Below are 19270 nucleotides of genomic sequence, written 5' to 3'. Positions count from 1 at the left end.
GGCCCTCCCCAAAACGCCCGGCGCGCGGGGGCGGCCCTGTCTGGGGGGGTTTCATACCCCCCCGCCCCGCCGTAACGGCCACGGTTTTTCCCGGATTTTCCTCAAGGGATTGGGCAGCGCTGGCTTTGGCTCCCGGCGATGCCCGTCGAAGATGCTAGTCGAACAGGCCGTCCTGAATAGTGCTCGGCGGATTGAGCCCCAGATGCTTCCAGCCCGGACCATTCAGGCAACGGCCCCGTGCGGTGCGGGCGATCAGGCCAAGCTGGATGAGATAGGGTTCGATCACTTCCTCGATCGTGTCGCGCGCTTCGGACAGGCCCGCCGCCAGGGTTTCGACGCCCACCGGGCCGCCGCGATAGATGTCGGCAATCATCATCAGATAGCGCCGGTCCATCAGGTCGAGGCCGAGATGGTCGACCTCCAGCCGGGTGAGCGCGGCGTCGGCCACCTTCGCATCCACCGCCGGGGCGCCCGCGACATTGGCGAAGTCGCGCACCCGGCGCAGCAGCCGCCCGGCGATACGGGGCGTACCGCGCGAGCGGCGGGCGATCTCGACCGCGCCGTCGGAGGTGATGGCGAGATCGAGCAGGCGCGCGGCGCGCCGGACGACCAGTTCCAGCTCGTCCACGGTGTAGAATTGCAGCCGCACCGGAATGCCGAACCGGTCGCGCAGCGGCGTCGTCAGCAGCCCCTGCCGCGTGGTCGCGCCCACGAGCGTGAAAGGCGGCAGGTCGATCCGCACCGACCGGGCCGAAGGGCCTTCGCCGATCATCAGGTCCAGCGCGCGGTCCTCCATCGCGGGGTAGAGCACTTCCTCGACGGCGGGATTGAGGCGGTGAATTTCGTCCACGAACAGGACGTCGCCCTCATCCAGATTGGTGAGCAGCGCGGCAAGGTCGCCCGACTTGGCGATCACCGGGCCGGAAGTTGCGCGGAAACCCACGCCCATTTCCCGCGCGACGATCTGCGCCAGCGTGGTCTTGCCCAGGCCGGGCGGGCCGAAGAACAGCACATGATCCAGCGCTTCGCCGCGCCCCTTGGCCGCTTCGATGAAGATGCGCAGATTTTCGCGCGCGCCCTGCTGGCCGACAAATTCGGCCAGGGATTTGGGACGCAGCGCGGCGTCGGCATCCTCGACGCGGCGGGTCGAGGAGATCAGGCGTTCCTCGCTCATTTCGCCGCTTTCCGCAGGGCCAGGCGGACCAGCGCGTCAAGCGATGCGTCCTCGCCCAGTTCCTCTTCGGCGGCGGCGACGGCGCCGCTCGCCTCGGCAGGCTTGAAGCCGAGATTCTGGAGCGCGGAGATCGCATCAGCGCCATGACCGCCGGTGGGGAGCGGGACGAAGCCTGCGCCCACGCCCCCGGCGGATGCGGGCACCGCGCCGATCTTGTCCTTCAGCTCATTGGCGATGCGCTGGGCAAGCTTGGGTCCGACGCCGTTGGCACGGGCGATCATCGCCTTGTCGCCGGTCGCGACGGCGCGGTGCAGTTCGGCCGGTTCCAGCGCGGAGAGGATGGCGAGCGCGACGCGGGAGCCCACGCCCTGCACGCTGGTCAGCAGGCGGAACCATTCCCGTTCCTCGGCGCGGGCGAAACCGACGAGGCGGATCGAATCCTCCGACACCAGCATTTCGGTGTGAACGGTCACGGCTTCGCCCACCGGTCCCAGCGCGGCGAGCGTGCGGGACGACGCGCCGACCAGATAGCCGACGCCGCCCACATCGATGATGGCATGGTCCAGGCCCGTGCTGTCCAGCCGTCCCTTGAGTTTCGCGATCATGCGCCCCGCCCTTTGGTCATGATCTGTTCCTTAAGGGCGTCTCCGGCGCGGCGCCAGTCAAAAGCGATGCGGCGCGGCACCAATTGCCGTCCCGGGCGTAGTGCAGCCGAACGGAAGAGGAAAAGATGTCGATGCAGGCCGCCTTGCTGACCCAGAAGGATTTCGAATATCCCGCGATCATGCTGTCGGGCTTTGTCGATCACGGCATGTATCTGCATTTTCGCAATTGCCTGTCCTCGGCGCCGCAGCAGGGGCTGGTGGTGGTCGAGATGGCGACGCTGGGCGGCGATCCGGAGATTGCGCGGATGATGGGGGAGGATATCCGCTTTCATTCCGATCTCTACCCCGAACGGCGGCTGGTCTTCCTGGGGAAGACGGCGGTCTATTCTGCGGGTGCGACCTTCATGGGCTTTTTCGCGACCGAGAACCGCTATCTGGCGCGGGGGACCAGGCTGATGATCCACGAACGGATCATCACCCGCGACATCCATCTGGAAGGGCCGCTGTCCACCTGCATCGCATCGCTGAAGGCGGCGCTGCACGAGATCGAGGCGTCGATCGCGATCCAGAATGAGGGCTTTGCGAACCTGATCCTGGGGTCGCAGGTGTCGATGGACGATATTCTGAGGCGCGCGCCGGAAAACTGGTATCTGGAGGCGAACGAGGCGATGGCGATGGGGCTGGTCGCGGCGGTGATATAAAGCGGCTTGTCAGGCGCGCCTTTTGCTCCTTCTATGCCCGGCATGACCCGGTCCCGGATTTTCCCCTGGCGTTACGGCATGTTCCTCGCCCTGCTCGCCAGCATGGTGCCCTTCTGCCTGTGGCTGCCCTGGCATGAGGCGGTGATGGCGGGCTTCGACGTCGCCGCGCTGGCGTTCATCCTGTCGGTGTGGCCGCTGCTGGATGCCGAGCCCGACGCGATGCGGCGCAAGGCGGCGGAGAATGACGTCAACCGGCGGTTGATGCTGCTGCTGACCGGGATCGTTTCGCTGGTCATACTGGTCGCCGTGGGCGTGGCGGTCAGCCAGCATGGCGGGCCGAGCGCGACCGCCATCGCGCTGCTGCTGGGGACGCTGGCGCTGGCGTGGCTGTTCTCCAACATCGTCTATGCGATGCATTATGCGCATATCTACTATCTGGCCGGCCGCACGGGCGGCGACAGCGGCGGACTGGATTTTCCCGGCGACGGAGAGCCGGGCTATTGGGATTTCCTCTATTTCGCCTTCACGCTGGGCATGACATTCCAGACATCCGACACCGGCGTGACGAACAGGATCATGCGGCAGACGGTATTGTTCCATTGCCTGGCGGCCTTCGTGTTCAACCTGGGCATATTGGCCTTCACCATCAACGTGCTGGGCGGAAGCTGAACCCTTCGGACCTCAATCCGTCCGCATCGCTTCCGCCGCCAGCGCCTCGGCCTCCATCAGCAGCGCGTCCTCCACATCATGCTGGGCGACCTGTTCGCGGCCGATGAGGATGAGGACGGGGACGGCCAGCGGACTGACCCGGTCCAGATCGATATGCAGCATGGTGGAGGAGGCGCGGTCGATCAGGTCGCCCAGCCGCCCCACATCGGTCATGCGCGCGCGGGCGTCTGCCCAGGCGGCCTTCAGCAGCAGATGGTCGGGCTGATATTTGCGCAGCACGTCATAGATGAGGTCGGTCGAGAAAGTGACCTGCCGCCCGGTCTTGCGCTTGCCGGGATGCTGGCGCTCGATCAGGCCGGAAATCACCGCCACGTCGCGAAAGGCGCGCTTGAGCAGGCTGGATTGCTCCACCCAATCGATGAACTCATGGTCGAGAATGTCAGCCGAGAACAGGCTGGCCGGATCGGTGACGGGCTTCAGCCCATAGACGGCGAGCGCATAGTCGTTGGAAACGAAGCCCATCGGCATCAGCCCCTGCGCATCCATGCGCCGGGTCAGCAGCATGCCGAGCGACTGGTGCGCATTCCACCCCTCGAAACTGTAGCAGACGAGATAATGGCGCCCCTCATGCGGGAAGGTTTCGATGAGAAGCTGGCCGGGTTCGGGCAGAGCGGAGCGATATTTCTGCACCTCCAGCCATTCGCGGACATCTTCGGGAAAGCGCGGCCATTGATCGGGCTGGGCCAGGAAGCGGCGCACCCGGTCGGCGAGGCGCGTGGACATGGCCATGCGGGTGCCGCCCCAGCTGGGGATGCGCGCGCTTTTCGACGTGGCGCGGACGATCAGGTCGGTCGTGTCCATCCGCACCACCTCCAGCGCGGTGCCGGAGAAGAAGAAGCAGTCGCCAGGGCTGAGGGTGGCGGCGAACCCCTCCTCCACCGTGCCCAGCTTGCGGCCGTTGGCGAAGCGGACGGCGAGCGCCGGCTGGTCCACGATGATGCCCGCGTTCAGGCGATGCTGCTGGATGAAGCGCGGGTGGGAGACGCGCCATGTGCCGTCCGGATCGCGGGTCAGCCGCTTGAACCGGTCATAGGCGCGCAGCGCATAGCCGCCGCCCTCGATAAAATGGAGGACGTTGGCGAACGCCTCTTCGCCAAGGGCGCCGTAGGGGGTGGCGGAGCGGATTTCGGCCAGCAGTTCCGCCTCGCGAAAGGGGGCGGCGCAGGCAAGGCCCATGACATGCTGGGCGAGGACGTCGAGGCTGCCGGGGCGGAAATCGTCGGCGTCGCGTTCGCCCGCCTCCACGGCGTCCAGTGCGGCGCGCGCCTCGAGATATTCGAAGCGGTTGCCCGGGATGAGGATCGCTTCGCTGGGCGTGTCGAGCCGGTGATTGGCGCGGCCGATGCGCTGCAGCAGGCGCGAGCTGCCCTTGGGCGCGCCCATCTGGATCACGCAGTCGACATTGCCCCAGTCGACGCCGAGGTCGAGCGAGGCGGTGGCGACCAGCGCGCGCAGCCGGCCCGCCGCCATCGCCGCCTCCACCTTGCGGCGAGCTTCGATGGAGAGGCTGCCATGATGGATGGCGATGGGCAGGTTGGCGTCGTTCACCGACCAGAGTGACTGGAAGATGAGCTCGGCCAGCCCGCGCGTGTTGCAGAAGACGAGCGTGGTGGCGCGGCGCTCAATCTCCGCCATCACCTGTTTCGCGGCATATTTGCCCGAATGGCCCGACCAGGGGACGCGGCCTTCGGGGATGAGGATGGCGACATTGGGATCGGCGCCCTGTTCGCCGATGACAGGCGTGACGGCGCCGATGTCGCCATCCGGGGCGAGCCAGGCGCGATAGGCGTCGACATCCGCGACGGTGGCGGACAGGGCGATGCGGCGAAGGCCGGGATGGATGGCTTGCAGCCGGGACAGCGAGAGATTGAGCAGGTCGCCGCGCTTCTGGGTGGCGAAGGCGTGGACTTCGTCGACGATGACGGTCTGCAGGCCGGAGAATAGCAGGAAGCTGTCGGGGTAGCTCAAGAGCAGCGACAGGGATTCGGGCGTGGTGAGCAATATCTGCGGCGGGCGGGCGCGTTGGCGGGCCTTGCGGTCGGAGGGGGTGTCGCCGGTGCGGGTTTCGACCCGGATCGGCAGGCCCATTTGCTCGATGGGCGTGAGGAGGTTGCGGCGGACGTCGACGGCGAGCGCCTTCAACGGTGAGACATAGAGGGTGTGGAGGCCCTCTGTCGGATTTTCGATCAGGCCGGCGAGCGTCGGGAGGAAACCGGCCAGCGTCTTGCCCGCGCCGGTCGGGGCGACGAGCAGGGCGTGTTCGCCGGATCGGGCGGCGGCCAGCATGTCGAGCTGGTGGCGGCGGGGTGTCCATCCGCGCGCGGTGAACCATTGCTCCAGCGGTTCGGGTAGGCCTTGGTCCATCAGGCTGATGTAGGAAGAAGGGAGGGCGTTCGGCAAGCTGGGCCGGAATGGTAATATAAGTTTAGTCTGGAGGAATAAAATTACGCCTTGCCTCTGGCCCCCTCCCCCCTCCCCGCGTTACACTCCCCACCATCGGAGCGGCGCAGCAGATGCCGCAGAACATGCAGGAGAATCGAATGACCGGCGAAACCGAAGCCGACCTCACCGGCGTGGAACCCGCGAACAACCGCCGCCGCCCCAAGGCGCCGATCATGGAGATTGACGGGCGCAAGCTGAAGCCCGCGACGCTGATGATGGGGCATGGCTATGACCCGACCCTGTCCGAAGGCTCGCTCAAGCCGCCCATCTTTCTCACCTCCACCTTCGCGTTCGAGAGCGCGGCGGCGGGCAAGCGGCATTTCGAGGGCGTGACCGGGATCAGGCCGGGCGGGGCCGAGGGCCTCGTCTATTCGCGCTTCAACGGTCCCAATCAGGAGATTGCCGAGGATCGGCTGTCGGTGTGGGAGGAAGCCGAGGACGCGCTGCTCTTTTCCAGCGGCATGTCGGCCATTGCGACGACGCTGCTGGCGCTGGTGCAGCCGGGCGATGTGATCGTCCATTCCGCGCCGCTCTATGCCGCGACCGAATCGCTGATCGGGCGCATCCTGGGGCGTTTCGGGGTGCAATGGCTGGATTTCCCGGCCGGCGCCACCGAGGAGGAGATCGGCGCCGTGATCGAAAGGGCCAAAGGCCTGGGCCGCGTGGCGATGATCTATCTGGAAAGCCCCGCCAATCCGACCAATGTCCTGGTCGATCTGGAGGCGGTAGTTGCGCGGCGCGACTTTTACTTCGCAGGCGAAGAATATCGGCCGCCGATCGCCATCGACAACACCTTCCTGGGCCCGCTCTGGCATCATCCGCTCAGCCATGGGGCCGACCTCGTCATCTACAGCCTCACCAAATATGCGGGCGGGCATAGCGATCTGGTCGCGGGCGGGGTGCTGGGGCCGAACGGTCTCATCAACACCATCCGGCTGATGCGCAACACCATCGGCACGATCCTCGACCCGCATTCGGCCTGGATGCTGCTGCGGAGCCTTGAGACGCTGGAATTGCGGATGAGCCGGGCGGGCGAGAATGCCGCGAAGGTCTGCGCCTGGCTGAAGAACCAGCCGCAGGTGGAGAAGGTCGTCTATCTCGGCTTTCCGGAGACGGAACGGCAGGCAGACATCTACCGCCGCCATTGCAGCGGGGCCGGTTCGACCTTCTCGCTTTACCTGAAGGGCGGGGAGGCGGAGGCCTTTGCCTTCCTCGATGCGCTGAAGATCGCCAAGCTGGCGGTCAGCCTGGGCGGGACCGAGACGCTGGCGAGCCATCCCGCCGCGATGACGCATCTGTCCGTGCCCGCCGAGCGCAAGAAAGCGCTGGCGATCAGCGACAATATGGTGCGCATCTCCATCGGCTGCGAGGATGCGGACGACCTGATCGCGGACTTCGCCCAGGCCTTGCGGGCGGTCGGATGAGGGAGGCCCGCCCGCTGATCCTGGTGGCGCAGCCGCATCTGGCACCGCTGCTGGCGCTGCTCTCCGCCCGATATGACGTCATGCCGCTGTGGGAGGAAAGCGGGCGCGCGCGGCTTGCGGAGGCGGAGGTGCTGGTGACGGCGGGCGAGTTCCGGCTCGACCCGGCGATGCTGGAGGCGATGGCGGCGCTGCGGCTGATCGCCTGCTTCACCGTGGGCTATGATGGGGTCGACCTTGACTGGGCGCGGGCGCGGGGCGTCGCCGTAAGCCATGCGGGCGACGCCAATGCCGAGGATGTGGCCGATCATGCGCTGGGCCTGATCCTCGCCCATCGGCGGCAGATCGTCGTCGGCGACCGGCAGGTGCGGTCCGGCGAATGGACGGCGGGCGCGAAGATGCTCACCCGGTCGATGGCGGGGGCGCGGCTGGGGATCGTCGGCATGGGCAGCATCGGCGTGGCGCTGGCGCAGCGGGCCGAGGCGATGCGGATGCGGGTGGGCTGGTGGGGTCCGCGCGACAAGCCGGACCTGCGCTGGGCGCGGGCGGCCGGGCTGCAGGCGCTGGCGCGGGAAAGCGACGTCATGGTGATCGCGGCCAGGGCGACCGGGGAGAATCGGGGCATGATCTCGGCGGCGGTCTGCGATGCGCTGGGGCCGCAGGGCCTGCTGGTGAATGTGGCGCGGGGTCAGCTGGTGGATGAGGATGCGCTGATCGCTGCCCTGCGCGAAGGGCGGCTGGGCGGCGCGGCGCTGGATGTGTTCGAAAGCGAGCCGACGCCCGCGGAGCGCTGGGCCGACGTGCCCCATATCGTGCTGACCCCGCATACCGGTGGGGCGACGCAGGAGGCGGTGGCGAAGATGGCGCAGATGCTGCAGGCAAACCTTGCCGCGCATTTTGCGGGGGAACCGCTGGTTTCGCCCGTATCCTAATTCCAGTCGACGCGCGTCCAGCCGCGTTCCGCCGCCAGTTTCGCCAGCGGCTTGTGCGGGTTGGAGGCGAAGGGAATATCCGCAAATTCCAGCATCGGCGCGTCCGACACATGGTCCGAATAGGCGCGGATATGCGCCATGGACCGGTCGATCGCCTCGGCCGCCATCCATGCCTTGATCATGCGCAGCTTGCCGGTGTCGTAGCAATTCTCGCCCGCGATCTTCGCGCGGACATAGCGCAGGTCCTGGCTCAGATGATCGGTCGCGATCACCGCGTCGAAGCCCAGCCGCCGGGCGATCGGCTCCACATAGAGACGGTAGGACGCCGTGGCGAGGACGAGCGTATAGCCGTCCGCCCTGTCCTTCGCGATCTGGGCCAGCGCGCCGGCGCGGACATTGCGCGCCACCACCTTCGCCGCATAGCTTTCGACATGCGGCATCAGCTTCGCCCGCTCGACATTATGGCCGATCATCAGCGCCTGGTTGAGTTCCTTCAGCCGCTGGCGGGAAATCAGCTTCAGCACATAGGCCAGCATCAGCAGGATCACGCCGGGAAACAGCGCCAGACGCCACGGCGCCATGCGTTTCGCGACGTGGAGAAGGAAACCCGTATAGGTGCCCGAAAAGGTCACCGTGCGGTCCATGTCGTAGAAAGCGATCCTGTGCGTCATGCCGTGTCCGAAACTTTTTGGGGCGTCCCTTCGTTTGATCGTGCGGATGGGCCGTTTCGGCTTGCCGTGCAACCGATAATGGACCACATCTCCGCCTTGATGAACAAAGCCGCTGATCTTGCCCAGGAAATGCACGATGGCAAAGAGGTCGTCCGGCTTTCAGGCACGCTGTCCATCGCCTGTCTTCACGACCTTTCCGACAGGCTGGACGCCATTGCCGGTCCGGTCGACGCCATCGACCTGAGCGGCGTCGACCATATGGACACGATCGGCGCCTGGGTGCTGCATCGCACGATCAAGCGGCTGGATTGCAAAATCACGGGCGATCGCTGCGACGCCGAACGGCTGATCGCGGCGGTCGGCCAGCTCGACGAACCGGTCAATATCCGCCCCGACTATGTGCCGCCCTGGGAACGGGTGGTGGGCCAGATCGGCGAGGCGGTGGTCAATTCGGGGGCCACGCTGCTCGGCCTGCTCGGCTTTTTCGGCAGCACCCTGGTGGCGACATGGAACGTCATCCGCCATCCCGGCCGTTTCCGCGTCAATGCCGTGGTCCAGCGCTTCGAAGTGGTCGGCGTGTCGGCGCTGGGCATCATCGGCCTGATGAGCTTCCTGATCGGCATCGTCATCGCCCAGCAGGGTTCGGTGCAGTTGCGCCAGTTCGGCATGGAGATGCTGACGATCAATCTGGTCGGCCGCCTCACCTTCCGCGAGCTCGGCGTGCTGATGACCGCGATCATGGTCGCGGGCCGTTCCGGTTCCGCCTTCGCCGCGCAACTGGGGACGATGAAGCTGACCGAGGAGGTCGATGCCATGCGCACGATCGGCGTGTCGCCGATGGAGGCTCTGGTGCTGCCGCGCACGCTGGCCGTGGTGGTGATGATGCCGCTGCTGGGCTTCTATTCCTCGATCGTGGCGATCATCGGCGGCGGGTTCCTCTGCGCCGTGTCGCTCGACATTCCGCCCATCACCTTCGTCCAGCGGCTGCGCGAGGTGGTGCCGATCCATGACCTGTGGGTCGGCCTGATCAAGGCGCCGGTGTTCGGCGTCATCATCGCGCTGGCGGGCTGTTTCCAGGGCATGCAGGTCAAGGCCAATGCCGAGGAAGTGGGCCTTCGCACCACATCGGCCGTCGTGCAGGCGATCTTCCTGGTGATCGTGCTGGACGCCTTCTTCGCGGTGTTCTTCACCTGGGTGGGCTGGAACTGATGGCGCCCGAAGAGGAGATCAGCGCAGAGGAAGCCCGGGTCGAACAGGCGGTCGAAAAGGACGACATCGCCATTTCGGTGCGCAATCTGAAAAACAGCTTCGGCGACCAGGTGGTGCATGAGGGGCTGGACCTCGACGTGCGCAAGGGCGAGATTCTGGGCGTGGTCGGCGGCTCGGGCACCGGCAAGTCGGTGCTGATGCGCTCCATCATCGGCCTGCAGACGCCGGAGGAGGGCGAGATCCACGTCTTCGGCGAATCGATGATCGGCCGTCTGGATGACGAGGCGCTGGCGATCCGCAAGCGTTGGGGCGTGCTGTTCCAGGGGGGCGCGCTCTTCTCCACCCTGACGGTAGCCGAGAATGTCGAGGTGCCGATCCGCGAATATTATCCCAATATCGGGCCGCAACTGCGCGACGAGATCGCCGCCTACAAGATCCGCATGACCGGCCTGCCGGCCGAGGCTGGCCCCAAATATCCGGCGGAACTGTCGGGCGGCATGAAGAAGCGCGCGGGTCTGGCGCGGGCCCTGGCGCTCGACCCCGACCTGCTGTTCCTGGACGAGCCGACGGCGGGGCTGGACCCGATCGGCGCGGCGGCCTTCGACGATCAGACGCGCAAATTGCAGCAGACGCTGGGCCTCACCGTGTTCCTCATCACCCATGACCTCGACACGCTCTATTCGATCTGCGACCGGGTGGCGGTGCTGGCGGACAGGAAGGTGACGGCGGTCGGCACCATCGACGAACTGCTGGCGACCGACCATCCGTGGATTCAGGAATATTTCAACGGCCCGCGCGGGCGCGCCGCGACGGCGGCCGTCGCTCGCGAACAGGACAAGAGGCGATAGGATATGGAAACCCGCTCCAACCATGTGCTGGTCGGCACGGTCACGCTGCTGCTGCTGGCCGCGATCATGGTCGCCGCCTTCTGGTTCTCGCGCCTCTCGCAGGGCGACAATATGGAATATGACATCTTCTTCAAGCAGTCGGTGAACGGCCTCGCCAAGGGATCGAGCGTCAACTATTCGGGCGTTCCTTCCGGCCAGGTCGAGAAGATCGAGCTGTGGAAGCGCGATCCCAGCTTCGTGAAGGTGCGCATTTCCGTGAAGGAAGGAACGCCGGTATTGCGCGGCACGACCGCGACGATCTCCGGCGTCGGCTTTACCGGCGTTTCGGAGATCGTGCTGGACGGCGCCGTCAAGGGCGCGCCGCCCATCGTCTGCCCGGCGGACAATACGCTGGCCATCTGCCCCGACGGTGTGCCGGTGATCCCGACCAAGCCCGGCGCACTGGGCGAGCTGCTCAACAATGCGCCGCAACTGCTGGAACGGCTCTCGACCCTGACGGAGCGGCTGACCGAATTGCTCAACGACAAGAATCAGCAGTCGATCGCGGGCATCCTGGCCAATGTCGAGCGGATTTCCGGGTCGCTGGCGGACCGCAGCCCGGAAATCTCCGCGACGCTGGCCGAAGCGCGCGTCGCCGTGCAGCGCACCGGCATCGCCGCCGAGCAGATCGGCAAGCTGGCCGCGACGACCGATGGCCTGCTGAACGACGAGGGCCGTCCGCTGATGGCCGACCTGCGCAAGAGCGTGCAATCGGCCACGCACAGCATCGATACGCTGGACAAGACCATTGCCGAAGCCCAGCCCGGCGTCCACGCCTTCAGCAACCAGACCATGCCGGAAGTGAACCAGCTGGTGCGCGACCTGCGCGAAATGTCGCGTTCCTTCCGCGGCGTCGCCGAAAAGCTCGATCAGCAGGGCGCCGGGTCGATCGTCGGATCGCCCAAATTGCCCGATTACAAGCCATGAGAGAGGCTGCGATGATGTTCCACAAGAAACCGGGCCTCGCCCTTGTCTGCGCCCTCGCTCTGTCGGGCTGCGTCTCCTTCGGGGGCAAGCCGCCGGAACGGCTGCTGTCGTTGGATGCCGCGCAGAAGGTCCAGCCCGGCACGCTGCGCAGCGCCAGTCCGGGCACGACGATCACCATCGCCGATCCCGAAGCGCCCAAGATGCTGGACACGGTACGCGTTCCGGTTCGCACGTCGCCTACCTCGGTCGCCTATGTGACCAAGGTGCAATGGGCCGACACGCCGCGTCACCTGTTCCAGAAGCTGCTGGCGGAGACCATCGCCGCGACCAGCAACCGGATCGTGCTCGATCCCGGCCAATATTCGGCCGATGCGGGGCAGCGGCTGATGGGCGAGCTGGTCGATTTCGGCCTGGACGCGACGGGCCATCAGGCGGTCGTGACCTATGATGCGATGCTGGCGGGACCGGGCGGCGTGGCCATTGCCAAACAGCGCTTCACCGCCAGCGCGCCCGTGACCGGCAAGATCGACGCGCTGAGCGTCGGCGCGCCGCTCAACGCCGCCGCCAACAAGGTGGCCGCCGATGTGGCGGCTTGGCTGGCGGCGCAGGGGCGTTAGAAGCCGGTTCGCGCCCTCTTCCTGAGTGGGCGGATCGGGGCCGGGGTCACTCCAGGCTCTTGCCCGCCTGTTCGGTGACATCCTTGGACAGGCCCGGCTCCGCCAATATCCGTTGCAGTTCCGCCCGCATCAGGGCCGCCCGTTCCCCGTCGAAGCGCTTCCAGCGGCCGAGCGGCGGGACTAGACGGGCTGCGGTCTGAGGATTGAGCTTGTCGAGCGCGATGATGCAGTCCGCGACCAGCCGATAGCCCTTGCCCGACTTGTGATGGAACGCCCACTGGTTGCCGGCAAAGGCCCCGTAGAGCGATCGTACCCGGTTGGGATTGGCCATGGTGAAATCCCTATGCTTCCCCAGTTCCTCGACCAGATCGACCGTATCGGGATGGAAGGCGAAGGCCTGGGTCTGGAACCATTTGTCCAGCGTCAGCGCATCGTCGCGATAACGGTTGTAGAAGATGTCGAGCGCAGCTTCCCGCTCCGCGCTGGTGCCATTGGCGAGCGTCGCCAGCGCCGCCTGCCGCTCGGTCATATTGTCGGCTTCGCTGAACTGGCCGAAGGCGACGGCCGGACCGTCCGAGGCGCCTGACGCCGCGAGATAGAGCAGCGCGGTGTTGCGCAGCTTGCGCGCGCCCTTTGCCGTGGAGGAGAGCGCGAAGGCGTTGGCCCTGGTCCGGGCATGGATATCGCGCCACAGCGGCTCCAGTTCGGCGCCGATCCGTTTCTGCAAGGCATCGCGGGCGGCGTGGATCGCATCGGGATCGACCACCGCCATCTGGTCCCCCAGATAGGCCTCGCTCGGCAAGCGGATCGCTTCCGCGACGAAGGCCGGGTCGAGCAGCGGATCGGTGGCGGTGTTGCGGATCGCCGCGACCACCGCATCCTCGTCCACCGGCTGCCCGGCGATGCGGCCGACCAGCACATTGACCATCAACTGCTGCATCGCCTCATAGCGGGCGAAAGGATCGTCATCATGCGCCGACAGGAAAGCGAGATCGGCCTGGCTGCGATTGGTTCCGACGATCACCGGGGCGGAAAAGCCACGATTGATCGACAGCACCGGCGCGGTCGGCCAGTCGGCGAAGGTGAAGCTCTGCTGCGCCTGCGTCAGCATCAGCAGTTCATCGCCGCGGCTCTGGCCCGTCTCCCTGTCGAACAGGGCCATGCGCAGCGGGATCGCCATGGGCCGCTTTTCCGGCTGGCCCGGCGTCGGCGGAACCGTCTGCTCCAGCCGCAATTCGGCGATTCCGGTTTCAGGATCATGGGTCAGCAGCGCGCGGACATGGGGCGTGCCCGCCTGCTCATACCAGCGGCGGAACTGGCCAAGGTCGATCCCGCCCCCCTCCTCCATCGCGCGGACGAAATCCTCGCAGGTGGCGGCCTGCCCGTCATGGCGCTCGAAATAGAGATCGGTGCCCGCCCGGAACCGCTCCGGCCCCAGCATCAGCGCCATCATGCGGATGAGCTCCGCGCCCTTGTTATAGATGGTGGCGGTATAGAAGTTGCTGATTTCCATATAGGATTCGGGCCGCACCGGATGCGCGAGCGGGCCGGAATCCTCCTGGAACTGGGCCGCGCGCAGGATGCGGACATCCTCGATCCGCTTGACCGCGTGGCTGCCCATGTCGGCGGAGAAATTCTGATCGCGAAAGACGGTGAAGCCTTCCTTGAGGCTCAACTGGAACCAGTCGCGGCAGGTGACCCGGTTGCCCGACCAGTTGTGGAAATATTCATGCGCCACCACGCCCTCGACGCCATCATAGTCGATGTCGGTCGCGGTTTCGGGATCGGCCAGAATATAGCGTGAATTGAAGATGTTAAGGCCCTTATTCTCCATCGCGCCAAAGTTGAAATCGGCAACGGCGACGATGTTGAACACGTCCAGATCATATTCGCGGCCATAGACCCGCTCATCCCAGGCCATGCTGTTCTTCAGCGCCTGCATGGCATGGGCGGTGCGGGGCAGATCGGCTTCCTTGACCCAGATGCCAAGCTGCACTTCACGGTCGCTCATTGTGACGAAGCGGTCGGCATTGCAGGCGAGGTTCCCCGCCACCAGGGCGAAGAGATAGCAGGGCTTGGGGAAGGGGTCGCTCCAGCGCGCCCAATGGCGGCCGTTGGGAAGGTCGCCCTGCTCCACCGGGTCGCCATTGGCCAGCAGCACCGGGTACAGCGCCTTGTCCGCGCTCATCCGCACGTCATAGCGCGAGAGCACATCGGGCCGGTCGGGGAAGAAGGTGATGCGCCGAAAACCCTCCGCCTCGCATTGGGTGCAGAGCAGCCCGCCGCTGGCGTAAAGGCCCATCAGCTTGCTGTTCCCCTGCGGCGCAATCTCCACCAGCGTTTCGATGACATGCTCCGTCCCGGACAGCGGGATCAGAAGCGCACCGGCCTCCAGCGACCATTGATCCTGGGACAGGGGCTGGCCGTCGACCTTGATCTCCAGCGGGATCAGGCCGTCGCCGTCCAGCCGGATCGGGCGGTCATGCTCGCCATTGCGGCTGACCGACAGTGTCGCGCTTACCCGGGTCGCGGCCGCATCCAGATCGAAATCCAGAGCGAGGTCGGGGACCAGCCAGTCGGGCGCACGATAATCTTCGCGGCGAATGACGGCGGGAAGGGCGGCGGGGGAGGATTGCATGTCGGCCATTCCCGCAACCTAAGGATCTGGCGGGTAAAAGGCCAGTGGTGGCGCGCGGAAATGCGCACCACCCGGACGGTCAGATGCGTTCGCCAGACAGGCGCTGGCAAAGCATGTCGAGCTGGTCGAGCGTCGAATAATGCAGCGACAGGATGCCGCCACCGCCATTGCCGTAACTGATATCCACCTTCACGCCCAATATATCGGCCAGATGCTGCTCCAGCGCGGCGATATCCGCGTCATTGTCCTTGGGTGCGGCTTCGCGTCGCCGAGGCTGCGCGTCGTCGCCCTTTTTGGCCCGGCGCACCAGTTGCTCGGTGTCGCGCACCGAAAGGCCCTTCGTTTCGACCGTCCGCGCAAGGCTTTCGCAATCGGGCGCGCCGATCAGGGCGCGGGCATGGCCCATGCTCAACCTCTGCTCGATCACCTGCTGCTGCACCGGTGCAGGCAATTCGAGCAGGCGCATCAGATTCGCGACATGACTGCGCGATTTGCCGACGAGGCGGCCGAGCGCTTCCTGGCTGTGATGAAATTCCGCGATCAGCTTGCGATAGGCTTCCGCCTCTTCGATCGGGTTCAGATCCTCGCGCTGGATATTCTCGATCAGCGCGATTTCAAGCGTTTCCGCCTCGTCAAAGTCGCGGACGATGGCGGGGATGCGGTGGAGCTGCGCCCGTTGCGCGGCGCGCCAGCGCCGTTCGCCCGCAACGATCTGGAAACCGCCGCCATGGGGGCGGACGATGATCGGCTGGATCACGCCGCGCTTGGCGATGCTATCGGCCAATTCCTGGAGCGCGCCATCGTCGAAATGGCGGCGCGGCTGTTCGGGGTGAGGCTGGATCAGCGCCACCTCGATGCTCTGGATCGCCTTTGTCGAGGGCGGCGGGGCGGCATTGGCCGCCACCGGCTCTTCGCGCGCGACATCGCCCAGCAAGGCGGACAGGCCCCGGCCCAGACCCTGCGGACGCCGGGCCGGCTTCGTCAGATTCTCTTCACTCAAGCGGCAACCTCCTGACGGGGCAGGCGCGCAATCAGTTCGCGCGCCAGACGCATATAGGCTTCCGACCCCGGACAGCGAAAATCATAGATCAGCGCCGGAACACCATGGCTAGGCGCTTCGGACAGGCGAACATTGCGGGGGATGACGGTGGAAAAAACCAGGTCGCCCAGACAGGCGCGCACATCATCCGCCACCTGGTCGGTCAGGCGGTTGCGGCGGTCATACATGGTCAGCGCCACGCCCATGATCGACAGGCCGGGATTGAAACGGCCCCGGATGCGCTCGACCGTCTGGAGCAGTTGCGACAGACCCTCCAGCGCAAAAAATTCGCATTGCAGCGGCACCAACAGCGATTGGGCGGCGACCAGCGCATTGATCGTCAACAGGCCCAGCGAGGGAGGGCAGTCGATCAGGCAAATGTCCCAGCGGCCCGGCTGCGCCTCCGCCAGCACGCGCTCCAGCCTGTGAGTCCGTTCCTCATATTCGATCAGTTCGATTTCCGCGCCCGACAGGTCCTGCGTCGCGGGCACGATGTCCAGCTTGGGCACGCGGGTCGTGATGATCGCATCTTCCAGCGCGCAATTGCCGACCAGCAGATCATAGCTGGACTGGCTGCGTTCCGACTGGTTGACGCCCAGGCCGGTCGAGGCATTGCCCTGCGGGTCGAGGTCGACCAGCAGCACGCGCAGGCCCGTCGCAGCCAGGCCGGTGGCCAGATTGATCGCGGTCGTGGTCTTTCCGACGCCACCCTTCTGGTTGGCAATGGCGATTTGGATCATCCTCGGGCTTTCCTCCTGGCGGATCTGACGGCGCTTGCAACGATGATCGCGCTATCGGCATCCGTCACGCTGCGTTCCACGTGGAACACACCTTGCCATGATCGAGTCGCCGCCTCCAGTTCATTCTGCGCATTTCGTCCTTTTGGCAGCACCCAAATGGTCTTTTCTGTGGACAGATGGATCGCGGATTCGAGCAAGCGGGGCAAAGGCGCATAGGCGCGGGCGCTGATGATCGCCGCCCGTGCCGCAGGGACGGTTTCGACGCGGCCGCCAAAGACACTCGCATGGGTCAGGCCGATACGGGATAGCACGCTGTTGAGAAAATCGATCCGCTTGCGGCGGGATTCGACCATCTGCACCGGCCGGTCCGACAATATGGCCACGACGATGCCCGGCAGACCGGCGCCCGATCCCAGGTCGATCCATGCCCCGTCCCCTGCCGAGGCGGCGAGCGGCAGAAGCTGGGCAGAATCCACGATATGGCGCGCCCAGACGTGGGGGCGCGTCGATTCCGCTATCAAATTCTGCTGTTCCATCTCCTCCAGCAGGATGGCGACATAGGCTTCGAGCCGCTCCCATGTTCCACGTGAAACATCGAACTGCCGATCGAGCCAGGCCCGCGCTTCTTCTTCCGTCACGCCGCGCGCCGCCGGATATGCACGAGAAGGGCCGCCAGCGCGGCGGGCGTGATGCCGCGAATGCGACCGGCCGCCGCCAGCGTGTCGGGACGCGCCCGATCAAGCCGCTCGATCATTTCCGTGGATAGGCCACCGATGTTGGCAAAGTCGAAATCGGCGGGAATGACGACCCGCTCATTGCGGCGCAATTCGGCGATCTCCGCGTCCTGCCGTTCAAGATAAGGGGCATAATGTGCGTCCTCCAGAATCTCGGCGCACAAATCTTCCGCGACCGTCTGGAGCGACGGCGCCAGGTCGAGCAGCAAAGCCCGGTCGACTTCTGGAAAGCGCGCCCAATCGAACAGGGATCGGCGGGCGCCGTCCTGACGAACCGCCGCACCCGCGCGCGCCATTTCGGTCGCGGACATGAGACGGGCAAGCTCGACTTCCACCCTCTCCCGCTCCGCCTGCCGCGCTTCATAATGAGCCGCCCGATCCGAACCCAACAGGCCATGCTCCTGCGCCACCGGACCAAGCCGCGTACCAGCATTGTCGGCGCGAAGCCGCAAGCGATATTCCGCCCGCGCCGTCAACATGCGATAGGGTTCGGTGACGCCCTGAAGGACCAGATCGTCGATCATCACACCGATATAGCTGCTTGCCCGGTCCAGGATCAGAGCTGCCGCCCCCCTCGCCCGCGCGGCGGCATTGGCGCCCGCGACCAGCCCCTGTGCAGCGGCCTCCTCATAGCCGGTCGTACCGTTGATCTGCCCGGCGCAGAACAGGCCGGGAATGGCGCGCGTTTCCAGCGACGAGTCCAGCGCGCGCGGATCGATATGATCATATTCGACGGCATAGCCCGGCACCACGATCTCGGCCTTCTCCAGCCCCGCCATGGAGCGGATCATCGCCAGCTGGACATCGGCGGGCAAAGAGGTGCTGATGCCATTGGGATAGACCAGATGATTGTCCAGCCCTTCCGGCTCCAGGAAAATCTGATGCCCGTCGCGGTCGCCAAAACGGATCACCTTGTCCTCGATGGACGGGCAATAGCGCGGGCCGCGCCCCTCGATCGCGCCGCTGAACAGAGGCGATCGTCCCAGACCTTCACGGATGATGGCATGGGTCCGGTCGTTGGTGCGGGTGATCGCGCAGCTCAGTTGCGGCAACAGGCGCACGGGCGACAAGGCCGACATGGTCCAGCCTGCGCCGTCCGACGGCTGCTCCTCCAACTGCGCCCAATCGATGGTCCGCCCGTCGATACGCGGCGGCGTTCCCGTCTTGAGCCTGCCGATCGGCAGGTCGAGCGCGCGCAGTTGAACGCCCAGCTCGGTCGCGGCGCGCTCGCCGGTGCGGCCGCCGATGCTGGTCTCCTCGCCCCGGAACAGCTTGCCGCCCAGAAAGGTGCCGGTCGCCAGCACAACGGCCCGAGCAAGGATATGGCGGCCGTCGGCCAGACGCAGTCCGGATACTTCGCCCCGCGCCAACAGCAGTTCGACCGCCTCGCCCTCGACAATCTCCAGTCCGGTCTGGCTATCGAGCAAGCGGTGAATTTCCGCGCGATAGAGCTTCCGGTCCGCCTGTATGCGCGGCCCCTGGACCGCCGCGCCCTTGCTGCTGTTGAGCATGCGATAATGAATGGCGGCGGCATCGGCGGCGCGGGCGATCAGCCCGTCCATCGCGTCGACCTCGCGAACGAGATGGCCCTTCCCCAGCCCGCCGATCGCCGGATTGCAGGACATCGCCCCGACTGTAGCCCTTTCAAAGGTCAACAGCGCGACCGACGCGCCCTTGCGCGCCGCCGCAGAGGCTGCCTCGCAGCCCGCATGGCCGCCGCCGACCACGATCACATCATAGCTTGTCTGCATGGGAGGCCCCTTATCAGATTCGGGCCGGCCGGGTCAAAACTGTTTCAAGACTG

At 66.0% G+C, this 19270-nt stretch carries 17 protein-coding genes; 8 read left to right on the top strand and 9 right to left on the bottom strand.

Annotated features, from left to right (window positions below):
• Window positions 1-154 precede the first annotated feature (154 nt).
• Window positions 155-1174: a Holliday junction branch migration DNA helicase RuvB gene (ruvB, locus tag MJ601_RS12600; RefSeq protein ID WP_242126897.1), complete on the bottom strand. Its 1020-nt coding sequence runs from the start codon at window positions 1172-1174 to the stop codon at window positions 155-157.
• Window positions 1171-1779, bottom strand: a complete 609-nt coding sequence (gene ruvA, locus MJ601_RS12595) for a Holliday junction branch migration protein RuvA (protein WP_242126895.1) — start codon at window positions 1777-1779, stop codon at window positions 1171-1173. The genes ruvB and ruvA overlap by 4 nt, the downstream gene beginning before the upstream one ends.
• A gap of 125 nt (window positions 1780-1904) precedes the next feature.
• On the opposite strand from ruvA, the gene MJ601_RS12590 reads away from it, so the two are divergent.
• Both MJ601_RS12590 and MJ601_RS12585 read left to right on the top strand, forming a co-directional pair.
• On the top strand, window positions 1905-2480 hold the full coding sequence (locus MJ601_RS12590; RefSeq protein ID WP_242126893.1) for a peptidase S14: 576 nt from the start codon (window positions 1905-1907) through the stop codon (window positions 2478-2480).
• 42 nt (window positions 2481-2522) lie between these two features.
• Window positions 2523-3149, top strand: coding sequence for a DUF1345 domain-containing protein (locus MJ601_RS12585; protein WP_242126891.1), 627 nt, complete (start codon window positions 2523-2525; stop codon window positions 3147-3149).
• Window positions 3150-3161: 12 nt separating this feature from the next.
• Here MJ601_RS12585 and MJ601_RS12580 read toward each other — a convergent pair whose 3' ends face one another.
• The gene (locus tag MJ601_RS12580; RefSeq protein ID WP_242126889.1) at window positions 3162-5573 is read right to left on the bottom strand and encodes a ligase-associated DNA damage response DEXH box helicase; all 2412 of its coding nucleotides are present in this window, start codon (window positions 5571-5573) and stop codon (window positions 3162-3164) included.
• Between the two features lie 176 nt (window positions 5574-5749).
• On the opposite strand from MJ601_RS12580, the gene MJ601_RS12575 reads away from it, so the two are divergent.
• Window positions 5750-7075, top strand: a complete 1326-nt coding sequence (locus tag MJ601_RS12575; RefSeq protein ID WP_242126887.1) for a cystathionine gamma-synthase family protein — start codon at window positions 5750-5752, stop codon at window positions 7073-7075.
• On the top strand, window positions 7072-8004 hold the full coding sequence (locus MJ601_RS12570; RefSeq protein ID WP_242126885.1) for a 2-hydroxyacid dehydrogenase: 933 nt from the start codon (window positions 7072-7074) through the stop codon (window positions 8002-8004). Before MJ601_RS12575 ends, MJ601_RS12570 begins: the two co-directional genes overlap by 4 nt.
• Here MJ601_RS12570 and MJ601_RS12565 read toward each other — a convergent pair.
• Entirely contained in the window at window positions 8001-8675 is a 675-nt protein-coding gene (locus tag MJ601_RS12565; protein WP_242126883.1) for an HAD family hydrolase, read from the bottom strand. The two genes, MJ601_RS12570 and MJ601_RS12565, sit on opposite strands and share 4 nt — an antisense overlap.
• A 99-nt stretch (window positions 8676-8774) precedes the next feature.
• Between MJ601_RS12565 and MJ601_RS12560 the strand changes: the two genes are divergently transcribed.
• The 4 genes from MJ601_RS12560 to MJ601_RS12545 are packed head-to-tail and all read left to right on the top strand — an operon-like array spanning window position 8775 to window position 12315.
• Window positions 8775-9884 (top strand): MlaE family lipid ABC transporter permease subunit, encoded by a 1110-nt coding sequence (locus tag MJ601_RS12560; protein ID WP_242126881.1) that lies wholly within the window; start codon window positions 8775-8777, stop codon window positions 9882-9884.
• Window positions 9884-10732: an ABC transporter ATP-binding protein gene (locus MJ601_RS12555; RefSeq protein WP_242126879.1), complete on the top strand. Its 849-nt coding sequence runs from the start codon at window positions 9884-9886 to the stop codon at window positions 10730-10732. The genes MJ601_RS12560 and MJ601_RS12555 overlap by 1 nt, the downstream gene beginning before the upstream one ends.
• 3 nt (window positions 10733-10735) lie before the next feature.
• A complete protein-coding gene (locus tag MJ601_RS12550) occupies window positions 10736-11698 on the top strand; it encodes an MlaD family protein (protein ID WP_242126877.1) in 963 nt (320 codons plus the stop codon).
• 11 nt (window positions 11699-11709) lie between these two features.
• Window positions 11710-12315 carry an ABC-type transport auxiliary lipoprotein family protein gene (locus MJ601_RS12545; RefSeq protein ID WP_491572915.1) on the top strand — a complete coding sequence of 202 codons (606 nt, stop codon included), beginning with the start codon at window positions 11710-11712 and terminating at the stop codon, window positions 12313-12315.
• 46 nt (window positions 12316-12361) lie between these two features.
• Here MJ601_RS12545 and pepN read toward each other — a convergent pair whose 3' ends face one another.
• The 5 genes from pepN to mnmG all read right to left on the bottom strand — a co-directional run bounded on the left by pepN (window position 12362) and on the right by mnmG (window position 19217).
• Window positions 12362-14962 (bottom strand): aminopeptidase N, encoded by a 2601-nt coding sequence (gene pepN / locus MJ601_RS12540; protein WP_242126875.1) that lies wholly within the window; start codon window positions 14960-14962, stop codon window positions 12362-12364.
• Window positions 14963-15032: 70 nt separating this feature from the next.
• Window positions 15033-15953, bottom strand: a complete 921-nt coding sequence (locus MJ601_RS12535; protein ID WP_242126873.1) for a ParB/RepB/Spo0J family partition protein — start codon at window positions 15951-15953, stop codon at window positions 15033-15035.
• Complete coding sequence (locus tag MJ601_RS12530) at window positions 15950-16732, bottom strand: ParA family protein (RefSeq protein ID WP_242126871.1); 783 nt, start codon at window positions 16730-16732, stop codon at window positions 15950-15952. Before MJ601_RS12530 ends, MJ601_RS12535 begins: the two co-directional genes overlap by 4 nt.
• On the bottom strand, window positions 16729-17370 hold the full coding sequence (gene rsmG / locus MJ601_RS12525; protein ID WP_242126869.1) for a 16S rRNA (guanine(527)-N(7))-methyltransferase RsmG: 642 nt from the start codon (window positions 17368-17370) through the stop codon (window positions 16729-16731). Before rsmG ends, MJ601_RS12530 begins: the two co-directional genes overlap by 4 nt.
• Window positions 17367-19217, bottom strand: a complete 1851-nt coding sequence (mnmG, locus tag MJ601_RS12520) for a tRNA uridine-5-carboxymethylaminomethyl(34) synthesis enzyme MnmG (RefSeq protein ID WP_242126867.1) — start codon at window positions 19215-19217, stop codon at window positions 17367-17369. Before mnmG ends, rsmG begins: the two co-directional genes overlap by 4 nt.
• Between the last annotated feature and the right edge of the window lie 53 nt (window positions 19218-19270).

Source organism: Sphingobium trunci, assembly GCF_022664535.1.
Classification (GTDB): Bacteria; Pseudomonadota; Alphaproteobacteria; order Sphingomonadales; family Sphingomonadaceae; genus Sphingobium.
This window is presented reverse-complemented; position numbering and strand designations above follow the sequence as displayed.

Bases quoted from the DNA above. Each gene is read 5' to 3' on its own strand.
- ruvB (WP_242126897.1), bottom strand. From the start codon at position 1,174: ATGAGCGAGGAACGCCTGATCTCCTCGACCCGCCGCGTCGAGGATGCC.
- ruvA (WP_242126895.1), bottom strand. From the start codon at position 1,779: ATGATCGCGAAACTCAAGGGACGGCTGGACAGCACGGGCCTGGACCAT.
- MJ601_RS12590 (WP_242126893.1), top strand. From the start codon at position 1,905: ATGTCGATGCAGGCCGCCTTGCTGACCCAGAAGGATTTCGAATATCCC.
- MJ601_RS12585 (WP_242126891.1), top strand. From the start codon at position 2,523: ATGACCCGGTCCCGGATTTTCCCCTGGCGTTACGGCATGTTCCTCGCC.
- MJ601_RS12580 (WP_242126889.1), bottom strand. From the start codon at position 5,573: ATGGACCAAGGCCTACCCGAACCGCTGGAGCAATGGTTCACCGCGCGC.
- MJ601_RS12575 (WP_242126887.1), top strand. From the start codon at position 5,750: ATGACCGGCGAAACCGAAGCCGACCTCACCGGCGTGGAACCCGCGAAC.
- MJ601_RS12570 (WP_242126885.1), top strand. From the start codon at position 7,072: ATGAGGGAGGCCCGCCCGCTGATCCTGGTGGCGCAGCCGCATCTGGCA.
- MJ601_RS12565 (WP_242126883.1), bottom strand. From the start codon at position 8,675: ATGACGCACAGGATCGCTTTCTACGACATGGACCGCACGGTGACCTTT.
- MJ601_RS12560 (WP_242126881.1), top strand. From the start codon at position 8,775: ATGAACAAAGCCGCTGATCTTGCCCAGGAAATGCACGATGGCAAAGAG.
- MJ601_RS12555 (WP_242126879.1), top strand. From the start codon at position 9,884: ATGGCGCCCGAAGAGGAGATCAGCGCAGAGGAAGCCCGGGTCGAACAG.
- MJ601_RS12550 (WP_242126877.1), top strand. From the start codon at position 10,736: ATGGAAACCCGCTCCAACCATGTGCTGGTCGGCACGGTCACGCTGCTG.
- MJ601_RS12545 (WP_491572915.1), top strand. From the start codon at position 11,710: ATGATGTTCCACAAGAAACCGGGCCTCGCCCTTGTCTGCGCCCTCGCT.
- pepN (WP_242126875.1), bottom strand. From the start codon at position 14,962: ATGGCCGACATGCAATCCTCCCCCGCCGCCCTTCCCGCCGTCATTCGC.
- MJ601_RS12530 (WP_242126871.1), bottom strand. From the start codon at position 16,732: ATGATCCAAATCGCCATTGCCAACCAGAAGGGTGGCGTCGGAAAGACC.
- mnmG (WP_242126867.1), bottom strand. From the start codon at position 19,217: ATGCAGACAAGCTATGATGTGATCGTGGTCGGCGGCGGCCATGCGGGC.